Annotated in this window: 4 protein-coding genes and 1 pseudogene; 1 reads left to right on the top strand and 4 read right to left on the bottom strand. The window is 69.5% G+C overall.

The features are described 5' to 3' along the window. Positions 1-184: 184 nt before the first annotated feature. The 4 genes from ABZ070_RS35740 to ABZ070_RS35725 form a co-directional block, all read right to left on the bottom strand. Positions 185-367: a hypothetical protein gene (locus tag ABZ070_RS35740; protein ID WP_356640196.1), complete on the bottom strand. Its 183-nt coding sequence runs from the start codon at positions 365-367 to the stop codon at positions 185-187. A gap of 180 nt (positions 368-547) precedes the next feature. Beyond that, on the bottom strand, positions 548-739 hold the full coding sequence (locus tag ABZ070_RS35735) for a hypothetical protein (protein WP_356640194.1): 192 nt from the start codon (positions 737-739) through the stop codon (positions 548-550). Next, positions 739-1,152, bottom strand: a complete 414-nt coding sequence (locus ABZ070_RS35730; protein WP_356640192.1) for a phosphoglycerate mutase family protein — start codon at positions 1,150-1,152, stop codon at positions 739-741. The genes ABZ070_RS35735 and ABZ070_RS35730 overlap by 1 nt, the downstream gene beginning before the upstream one ends. Positions 1,153-1,848: 696 nt before the next feature. Then, positions 1,849-2,580 (bottom strand): GntR family transcriptional regulator, encoded by a 732-nt coding sequence (locus tag ABZ070_RS35725; protein ID WP_356640190.1) that lies wholly within the window; start codon positions 2,578-2,580, stop codon positions 1,849-1,851. A 203-nt stretch (positions 2,581-2,783) separates the two neighbouring features. On the opposite strand from ABZ070_RS35725, the pseudogene ABZ070_RS35720 reads away from it, so the two are divergent. Then, a pseudogene (locus tag ABZ070_RS35720) lies at positions 2,784-3,491 on the top strand (class I SAM-dependent methyltransferase); the annotation flags it as partial. Between the last annotated feature and the right edge of the window lie 464 nt (positions 3,492-3,955).

Genomic DNA, 3,955 nt, shown 5'->3' with positions numbered 1-3,955 from the left:
TCGACGATCACCAACCGTCAGCCCCTACGACAAGACGACTTCAACGTCAGTAGCGCGGTATAGCCGGCGGCGGCGCACGACCTCCAGCGCGCGACCCAACAACTGCGAGGCGGTTGGGACACCCGAGCCAGACGCGACCGCAGCGCGGGTGGCAGTCGTAGCTGCGGCCCCTGCCCGCAGGTCCTTACGCACGCACCAGGGCGGCGACGCACGGGGCGGTCTCGGTGAGCAGCCCGCCCGCCGAGGGCGGGCCGGGCGCGTACTTCGCCGCGACCGCATGCACCTCGCGCTGCTGCCGGCCGACCGCATCCCGGTCCGCAGCTTCTCGGTGGCGTACGTCGCCGGCGAGGATAACGGTGTTCCACAAGTGCGGCACCGGTCCCACCCCGAGCAGACCGTTCGCGCCTCGGCGAGCCGTATGCCCGCAGCCTTGCCCGGCCGCTCGGCGAAGGTGAAGTCGCCGTTCTGCACCGGGCCGTTGAAGTATGCGATGTCCATCACGGCCCCGTCAGCAGTCCGGCTCGGCGGCGTCGACCTGGTGGAAGCGTCAGCCGCGCCGCTCGCAGACCAGGACCCCGGCGTTGGGCGTCTTGCACACGCGGACCTCCTCGACCAGCTCCGTCACCGGCCGCCGTTCCAGCACGCTGCGCAGCGCCAGGATGGCCGCGTGGTGGGTCATCGCCACGACGGCCGTCGCGCGGCCCTCGAGACCCTCGACGAACGCGGTCGCCCGTCGCATCACTCCGACCGCCAATGACTCGCCTTCCTCGCCGGGGGCGTCCACTGATGCTTGCGGGTCTGCCGGTCCTCCTCGCACTCGGGCCAGGTCGCGAAGAGTTCCGCCTTCGTCATGTACGTGGCGTCGCCGTAGTGCTGCTCGTTCAGCAGGGCGGTCACGTCGGCTGCCCGGCCGGGCAGCGCCAGTTCCGCGGTGTCCAGGGCACGCCGATACTGCGAGCAGTACACGTACGGGTCCGGGCCAGCGAGGTTCGCGAAAGTTGTGCGCAGCCACTGGCACTGCTGGAAGCCGCGCGGGGTGAGCCCGACAAGGTCGCGGGACAGGGCGTGCGCGGCCTGGCCTGTCCACGGTCGCGGGTCCTGGTAGAAGCCGGTGTGCTTCGTCGCGTTCTCGGTCGATTCCGCATGTCGCACGACGGTAAGAAGCATGGGACACCCCATTGAGGTTGGTGAGGCTCTGCGGACTCCGGGCCGCTCGGCGTGTTGCTCAGTCTTGGTGAGGGGCGTGGGCGATGCCGAACATGCCTGCACAGGTCTGGCAGGCCCGCAGGCGAGCCCCAGCGGTGCTGAGCAGCGGCACAGGGAAGCGCTCGTCGGCCCAGAATGAGCACCAGCAGCAGGAGCGGCCGTCCTGCTGGTGAGGGCTCAGCTCTTCCAGTCGGATCGTGGGAGCGTTCACGTCCATCACCGGTCCGCTTCCGCCTGTACGCGGGCGATCTCGTCTGGCCGGGCGGGGCGGAGGCGTTGGGGGACGGCTTGCCACAGTGCGCCGCCGTTCAGCGGGCGGATATGTGGAACACCGGGGTATGGGTCGGTGGGGCCTGCGTACCGGGTCAGGATCCCGACTGCGAGCGAGTCGGCGTCCGTGGCGCGGACGATTGTGCCGATGGGCAGTCGGCGACTTGGGTCTGTTGTGTTCTGGCTGCGCGTGGTCATGGCGTCGCCTCAGGGTGAGGTATCGGAGACGGGGCCGTCCTTCTCGGGGGAGCGAAGGACGGCCCCGTTGCCGTGGCCGCTGCTGGTGTGCCTGGGCAGCGACGAAGCACCACGGGGTGTGCATCACGGCACATCCCAAGACTGGACCGGTGGACCGGTCCAGTCAAGTACTCGTCAGACGCCGGGCCCCATCGGGTACTTGTCGCTGCGCCGCCACAGGTGCGACGGCGTCACGCCTTCCTCGCAGACCAGCGGCGATCCGTCCTGGTCGTAGGCGACGTGGAGATCCACCGCAACAGCCGTAGGCCGCCGCACCTCAAGGTGACCTGCTTCGATAGAAGTTGCGAGACGGACCGTGGTCTCGTCTACACCCAGGACGGGCCCGCGGCCGCCTGTCTCGCGCCGCACGTAGTGCGTCGTTCCCTCCGCGATGAGCCCCGATTGAGCAAGGCGTGGGCACTTCTCCGCGATGTCCGGCGGGAACCACGCCGCCAAGTACGTCATCGGCGTGTTGTCATCGGCCAGGACCAGACGCGCACGATGCAAGGCGGTCACGCCGGCCGCCAGCCCCAGCGCGTCGGCAACATGGGAGGGCGGGATCAGCATTTCGGGTACGCCGAGACGCCGGAACTGCCTCCCGCCGCTGGCGCGGCTCGTTCCAGCCCGACGTCCGCCGGCAGGACGGGCCAGCGGTGTCTGGACCACCGAGAAGCCGCGCCCCTGATGCGGGACAACGAGCCCGTCGGCTCGGAGGATGTCCATCGCTTTGACAGCGGTCGCGCGGGAAACACCCCACTGCTCGCACAGGTCACGGGAGGAGGGCAGAAGATCGCCGGGTCCGAACTCGCCGTCGGCGATGCGGCGGCGCAGGCTTTCGGCGATCTGCTCGTACTTGAGGGGAGGCATCAGGGGTCCTGTCGCACGTGAGAGGTGACCGGTTAACCGGTCAGGTTAGGGGTGGCGCGCCGAACAGGCCAGACCCCAGACTGGCGCGCATGACCACACGCTCGCGCGTCACACCCGCCGTCGCGCGGGAGATCCTGGAGTTCTAGGGGGCGACCATCGACGAGGCCGACTGGCTGACTTCGTCTGCCGATGGTGTCCTGGAGATGCTCCGAACCCAGGAGATCCTTTGCCGCTACCTGCCTTCCCCGCCCACTTCCGTCCTCGACGTCGGCGGCGGCCCGGGGCACACGCCCGATGGCTGATCAAAGACGGGTACACCGTCCACCTCATCGACCCAGTCCCCCGCCACGTCGACCAGGCAACCGCAACCGGCGCCTCCGCCGAACTCGGCGACGCCCGCGCCCTGAACGCTGCCGACAACACCTACGACATCGTCCTCCCTGCTGGGCCCGCTCTACCACCTCCTGGACCGCGAAGACCGGCTTAAAGCCCTCGCCGAAGCCCGGCGTGTTGTGCGACCGGGCGGACTCGTCGCCGCCGCAGCGATCGGACGGTACGCCTCCCTGTTCGAGCACACCGCCACCACCTGGCTCGGCACCAAGCAACCCGTCCCAGAAGCCGTCGCCGACATCCTCCGCACCGGCATCCACGAGCCAGGCCGCATAGGGTTCACCGCCGCCTACTTCCACACCGCCGACGAACTCGCCGAGGAAATGACAGCCGCCGGACTGACCGGCACGCAGGTCATCGGAATCGAGGGCCCGTCCTGGAGCACGCTGAAAGCCGCCGAACGCCACACGGGCGAACGACTCGAAACGAACGGGCCCCTGTTCACCGCCGCCCTCGATGCCGCACGCATCGCCGAGAACCACCCAGACCTACTCGCCGCCTCGTCCCATATGCTCGCCATCGCGCACATGAACGTCCGCACCCGCACCCGCAGCAGCGCGGATCCGTTCGGCCTCTTATCTGACCAGGCCCGTCCAGCACTGCGCGCCGCCCTGGACGAAGCCGCCCGCCGGCCGGACCGGACAGCGCCGGGCGCTCCCGGCAGCCATCGACATCCCCGCAGCCCGCGACGCGCCAGACGCCGCGGCGCCTCGACCTGCTCACCGTCGGGGCACACGCCGCGGAGTTAACCGTATGCCTGCACTGCTGTGCCGATTCCCTGAGCGAGTATCTCGGCGTGGCCGGTGAGGTCTACGGTGGCGTCGGTGCGGGCTGACTGGCGTAGTCCCCCGTGCAGACCCCGTATCCGGCCGTATAGTCGGCGGCGAGGCGCTCTGACAGGACACCGCTCAGGATGGTCTGCAGGCGGTCGGAGATGTCGGCGTAATCGTCGAATCCGAGCACCCCGTCGGCCTCGGGAAGGGCC

It is taken from the genome of Streptomyces sp. NPDC006283, assembly GCF_040613325.1.
Classification (GTDB): domain Bacteria; phylum Actinomycetota; class Actinomycetes; order Streptomycetales; family Streptomycetaceae; genus Streptomyces.
This window is presented reverse-complemented; position numbering and strand designations above follow the sequence as displayed.